The following is a 5,659-nucleotide window of genomic DNA, read 5'->3' as shown; positions in this document are numbered from 1 at the left end:
TAAAATTTTCTAAGCGACTAAGTTTTTTAGCTAACTCAGCTTTTTTAAATGGTTCTAGACCTTGTTTATAGAAAAATTCTAATAGGTCAGAATTAAAATCATAGCGACAGGTAATAATAATTCTATTCTTAGTTCCTGTTGATTGGATTGCTTGTACTAAAGCTTCTAAAATCTGGGCTACTTCAGCTTTAAGAATATATTGCCCATCACGGGGTTCAAGATTCCATTCAAAATCATCCAAAATTAATAGAAATGGTTTTTCACACATTTCCGCTAATTGACTAAATAGATACGTTAATCGGGATTTTAGGGGAATTTTGCTATTTTCTAGATAAGGTATTAATTCTAGTTGTTTTGGATTAATTAATTTATCTTTTAGTTTGTTAATTAAATAAGATTCATCAATTTGTCGCCACCAAAGAATCTTTTCATGTTCTGACAACCTATCCCACAGTCGAGACGCGATACTACTCTTTCCCCATCCTCCCATACCGTGAATTAAAACCCCTACTTTGTCAAAATCTGTCTTCAGAGTTCGTAAACAGTTTTGTAATTGACGGCGACGACCAACAAAGTTTTCTCTGGTTGCCACCCTTAAGCGTTTTTCATCATCTCTGAACTCCACTTCATTAGACGGTTTAGGCAGTTGTTTGCGTCCCAGAGTCCTTAATGGAGTTACTAAAGCTTCTGGTAACGTATTTGCTACGTACAGCCGTAATTTATGCCAATCCCTGACCTGTCGCTTAATTAATTCTTGATAGGTAGAAGCGATCGCTTGTGTTAATGTCCCACCTTGTGATAACTCCCAATACAATTGACCAGCAGCAAAGATAGCGTCTGTGTCCCTGACTCCCCCAACCCAACCCAGAACAGCAGTTGCACCCATATTCAATAACTCTTCTGCCATTGATGGAACTGTACCATCAGCAGAATGACCTGTACGGGAACCAGATAGAAAAATTAAACGCGGAAAGGGATATGTCAGGGCTTGAGCGATTGCAGATGTATTGCTATCAACTCGATCACCATATTCGTCTTCAGTGAGAAAGTAGGGCTTTTTATTTTGATGAGTAGCATGACCTGTTAAATGAAAGGTATCAAAGTGATCTTCCTTATATTCCCGAACCACATAACTCAACTCAGTTAAACAACCACTTTCTTCTACTCTCAAATCTACAGGGGTGCGCTTGGTTGTCTCTAAAATCTGTGCCTCCTCTGTTTCATAATCTAAGAGTGGAAATCCTAATGGGGAAGGAGCCATAAATAGCAAATTGAGGGGGCGATTTTGCGGAGAGTTATCTCTTACTATCGGTTCCCCATTAGATACCCAACGCACTGGAATAATTGATGGCTTTTTCTCTACTAAGAAACAGTTGCCATCATGAAGCACTTCCCAAGGCAAGTGGGCTAGTCCATTAACTGTGGTGATCGCTATTATTAAATTTTGCGAAAGGGATTTTTTTAGGGCATTAGTTAAAAGGCGATCGCTCCCGTCTAACCACTTATACAACGTTTGTCCTGTCCTAGCATAGTCTGCCGGCAGTATTTTGTAATAATCTATTTCCGCCTTTTGAATCAAATTAGCGATTTCTGTAAGGAGTAGCTGTCGGGACTGGTAATCATCGGGCTTATCCCAGAAGAAACGAAACTCGGCATGCTCTTCATCAATAGGTTTAAGGTCAAGATGAAGAATTTTCATTGCTGCTTGTCGTTCTCTAGAATTTCTTTTATTTGCTTCAATGTTGGGTAATATTGCATCACTTTTTTCACAGGTCTGCTCATTGCAGGGTTTCCAAAGGTTGCTTGTATAAAATATCTATCCAATTGGATTCAAATTCATAACGGCTAACTAGGATTAAACGGTGACGGGCGTTAGCCTCTTGAATTGCCCAGACTAATGCCTCTAATAGCATTGCCACTTCTGGTTTTAACACGTAATCATTATTGCGGAGTTCTAGATTGTATTCAAATTTATACAGCATAATTAGTAGCTTGCTCATTATGGTATTTCCCCATTCTTCAACTTGCCTCCTATTTTCAACAGTGCCAGGTATCGGATTTCTGAAATGTTGATTATTGCGTGGAAAAGAGCGTTGTGATAAATGTTTTTTAAATGTTAAACTTCCGTGATTCCACTTGGTAATTCATACACAATTCGTACATCAGAAAACACACGACGACGACCACCACTATCTCTCCATTCCTGACGACGAGACCCCTCAAAGAGACCCAGACCCTCAAAGAGACCCTCCACACAACCACAAACCCTGCTACCATGAGAACTAGAACCGTACTTAATACCCACATCCATATTCCACTTCTCCTTAGAACACAACATGGTATAAATTAATATAGGCATAGTAGCTGATGCTGGTATCACACCTCTTTCTTCTATGTCTCCCATGATTTCATTATACGTTTTATCCACAGACCCCCAAACGCGATGGCAAAACTGCTCCCAACAATCCAATCCTATTTCCAATAGGAAAATTTTACTATGGATGCTAATACCTAATGTATTATTACTATTATCAAGCCAGAGTTGATCAATTGTCCTGAGATTTTCACAGGGGAAATTCGTTAACAAATCATCCCAATTTTCCAAATTCTCTTTAACCATGACTTGGTAAAAAATCCAAGTAGTTTCCTCGTCTGCCTTTCTCCACTGTTTGTGCTTCAGATAATCTGCCAATGCTTCACATAATCCATCTTCTACCAAGTCATCAGTACATTTTCTTAATTCAGATTTAAAAGCTTGATCAGCTTTTGAATTATATTGAACTGCCAACATTTGAGAAAATCCTTCCCTGAATCGTTCAGGGTTTTCTTTATTGGCAAATTTCAATCTAAAAATCTCCTGCCATTTTTCTTCGTTTTTGTTCTGTTCATTACCCCATAAATGATGTAATTTTTCAGAAGCTCTTTGGTAGAGAGAATAGACTTTTGCTGCTTCAGGAAGTTGAATATTAGTAATAATATGGGGTAAAATCCGTGAAACTCGATAAACCCTATTTTCTTCTTTAACTTCAGGACTTACCTCAATTAGTCCCAAGTTTAGCCCCCTTTGTAACTGGTGTTGATAATTAGGAAGCTCACCACAAACTGCTTCTAAAGCTGCCATTGGCACAGGAATTTCATAAACTAAGCAATAGCTAAGAATCTTCTGTAATGGCTCATCAATAAGCTCATGCAATTCTTCCCAAATAATTTTTTCTTTCCATAATTTGGGACTTAGTTCTAGTTTTGTTAATCTCGTTTCTACATCTGTATTGCCTAATTCGTCATTGAGAAATTCCAATAACCGAGGATTTCCATCTGCTAAAATTAACGCTCGTTCCCGTAAATTATCAGGTATTGTGCCAGAGATAAAATTTTCTAAGCGACTAAGTTTTTTAGCTAACTCAGCTTTTTTAAATGGTTCTAGACCTTGTTTATAGAAAAATTCTAATAGGTCAGAATTAAAATCATAGCGACAGGTAATAATAATTCTATTCTTAGTTCCTGTTGATTGGATTGCTTGTACTAAAGCTTCTAAAATCTGGGCTACTTCAGCTTTAAGAATATATTGCCCATCACGGGGTTCAAGATTCCATTCAAAATCATCCAAAATTAATAGAAATGGTTTTTCACACATTTCCGCTAATTGACTAAATAGATACGTTAATCGGGATTTTAGGGGAATTTTGCTATTTTCTAGATAAGGTATTAATTCTAGTTGTTTTGGATTAATTAATTTATCTTTTAGTTTGTTAATTAAATAAGATTCATCAATTTGTCGCCACCAAAGAATCTTTTCATGTTCTGACAACCTATCCCACAGTCGAGACGCGATACTACTCTTTCCCCATCCTCCCATACCGTGAATTAAAACCCCTACTTTGTCAAAATCTGTCTTCAGAGTTCGCAGACAGTTTTGTAATTGACGACGGCGACCAACAAAATTCTCTCTTGTTGCCACCCTTAACCGTTTTTCCTTATCTCTGAACTCCACTTCATTAGACGGGTTAGGCAGTTGTTTGCGTTTTGGGGTTATTAATGGAGTTACTAAAGCTCCTGGGAACGTATTTGCTACATACAGCCGTAATTTATGCCAATCTGGTACTTTTTGTTCAATCAATTTTTGATAAGTAGAAGCGATCGCCTCTGCAAGTGTCCCACTTTGTGACAACTCCCAATACAGTTGACCAGCAGCAATAGTAGCATTCGTGTCTCTAACTCGTTCACCCCAACTAATAACAGCAGTTGCACCCATGCTCAGTAGTTCTTCTGCCATTGAAGGAACTGCATCATCTTGAGAATAACCTGTACGGCAACCAGACAGAAAGATTAACGCAGGTAAACGAAACATCATAGCTTTTGCGATCGCATCCGTACTGCTATCAACTCGATTACCGTATTCGTCCTCAGTCAGAAAGCAGGGCTTTTTATCTTGATGAGTCGTATGACCTGTTAAATGAAAAATATCAAAGTATCCTGTTTCATATTCCCGAACCACATAACTCAACTCAGTTAAGCAGCCACTTTCTTCTACTCTCAGACTAACGGGAGTGCGCTTGGTTGCCGACAAAATTTTCCCTTCCTCTGCTTCATAATCCAATTCTGGTTCAACTCCCAAGGGCGAGGTGGCCATAAACAACGCATTCAGGGGACGATTTTGAGGATTATCAACCGTAACTATTGGTTGACCATTAGATATCCAACGCACCGGAATAATCGGGAGCGTTTTCTCTACTAAAAAACAATTGCCATCATGCAGCAGTTCCCAAGGCAGATGAGCTAGTCCTTTATCTGTAGCGATCGCTATAATTAAGCCTTGCTGACGGGGCTGATTGAGGGCATTGGCTAAGAGGCGATCGCTTTTATCTAGCCAGTTATAAAGTGCTTGTCCAGTAATAGAGTAATCTATAGGTAAACGGGTATAGTAGTCGGTTTCTGCCTTCTCACTCAACTGCTTGATTTCTGCTAAAGACAGTTTGTGTTCCTTGTAATTAACAGGATTATCCCAAAAATAGCGCAGAGAAACATAATCGTTACCTTGTTCTTTCAAGGTGATGTGAAGAATTTTTAGTGTCATCGTACTTCATCCTCTAGAATATTGCGAATCTGCTCTTCTGTTACATTTCTAATGAGCAGCAACCGTTGACCATTACGCCCTATTATCAGAATTTTTTCAGTTCGTGGGTTTGCGCTTGCCCCTCTGGGCTGAAGGTATTTCTGACACCATTTATAGATTTCTTTAGCAATTGTTACAATTCCTCCTAAACCTCCTAAAATCGTAACAATCTCGGCAATGGTGGTTAGAGGTTCTCCCCGTTCAAGTTCATCAACTGTCTGATAGCTTCCTTTTAGCCCTTCAATTGCCAGAAGTTCTTTTGTAGCTTCTACTGCATCTTGTCCTTGAATTTCAATTTTCATAATGTTTTAATCGGTTAAGTTTTTTGGTTAACTCAGCATCTTTTAATGGTTCTAGACCTTGTTTATAGAAAACTCCTAATAGGTCAGTATTGAAATCATAACGACAGGTAATAATAATTTTATTGTTAGTTCCTGTTTCTTGGATTGTTTGTACTAAAGCTTCTAAAATCTGGGCTACTTCAGCTTTAAGAATATATTGCCCATCACGGGGTTCAAGATTCCATTCAAAATCATCCAAAATTAA

The 5,659-nt window shown here is 38.4% G+C and carries 5 protein-coding genes; all 5 read right to left on the bottom strand.

What is annotated here, in order from left to right; all coding sequences use genetic code 11:
• A partial coding sequence (locus tag VB740_RS35595; RefSeq protein WP_323204514.1) for a CHAT domain-containing protein occupies positions 1–1,699 on the bottom strand: 1,699 nt, incomplete at its 3' end.
• Positions 1,700–1,778: 79 nt separating this feature from the next.
• The gene (locus VB740_RS35590; RefSeq protein WP_323204513.1) at positions 1,779–2,000 is read right to left on the bottom strand and encodes a hypothetical protein; all 222 of its coding nucleotides are present in this window, start codon (positions 1,998–2,000) and stop codon (positions 1,779–1,781) included.
• A gap of 116 nt (positions 2,001–2,116) precedes the next feature.
• Positions 2,117–5,074 carry a CHAT domain-containing protein gene (locus tag VB740_RS35585; RefSeq protein ID WP_323204512.1) on the bottom strand — a complete coding sequence of 986 codons (2,958 nt, stop codon included), beginning with the start codon at positions 5,072–5,074 and terminating at the stop codon, positions 2,117–2,119.
• The gene (locus VB740_RS35580; RefSeq protein ID WP_323204511.1) at positions 5,071–5,415 is read right to left on the bottom strand and encodes a hypothetical protein; all 345 of its coding nucleotides are present in this window, start codon (positions 5,413–5,415) and stop codon (positions 5,071–5,073) included. The genes VB740_RS35585 and VB740_RS35580 overlap by 4 nt, the downstream gene beginning before the upstream one ends.
• Positions 5,405–5,659: hypothetical protein (locus VB740_RS35575; RefSeq protein WP_323204510.1), on the bottom strand; the 255-nt coding region annotated here is incomplete at its 5' end. The genes VB740_RS35575 and VB740_RS35580, both read right to left, overlap by 11 nt.

The organism is Nostoc sp. UHCC 0251 (assembly GCF_034932245.1).
In the GTDB taxonomy this organism is placed as follows: domain Bacteria; phylum Cyanobacteriota; class Cyanobacteriia; order Cyanobacteriales; family Nostocaceae; genus Nostoc.
The sequence above is the reverse complement of the archived record's forward strand: the minus strand, read 5'-3'. Positions and strand labels throughout refer to the sequence as shown.

What these genes read in the sequence shown, in the direction of transcription:
- VB740_RS35580 (WP_323204511.1), bottom strand. Translation starts at nt 5,415, where the DNA reads ATGAAAATTGAAATTCAAGGACAAGATGCAGTAGAAGCTACAAAAGAA.
- VB740_RS35585 (WP_323204512.1), bottom strand. Translation starts at nt 5,074, where the DNA reads ATGACACTAAAAATTCTTCACATCACCTTGAAAGAACAAGGTAACGAT.
- VB740_RS35590 (WP_323204513.1), bottom strand. Translation starts at nt 2,000, where the DNA reads ATGAGCAAGCTACTAATTATGCTGTATAAATTTGAATACAATCTAGAA.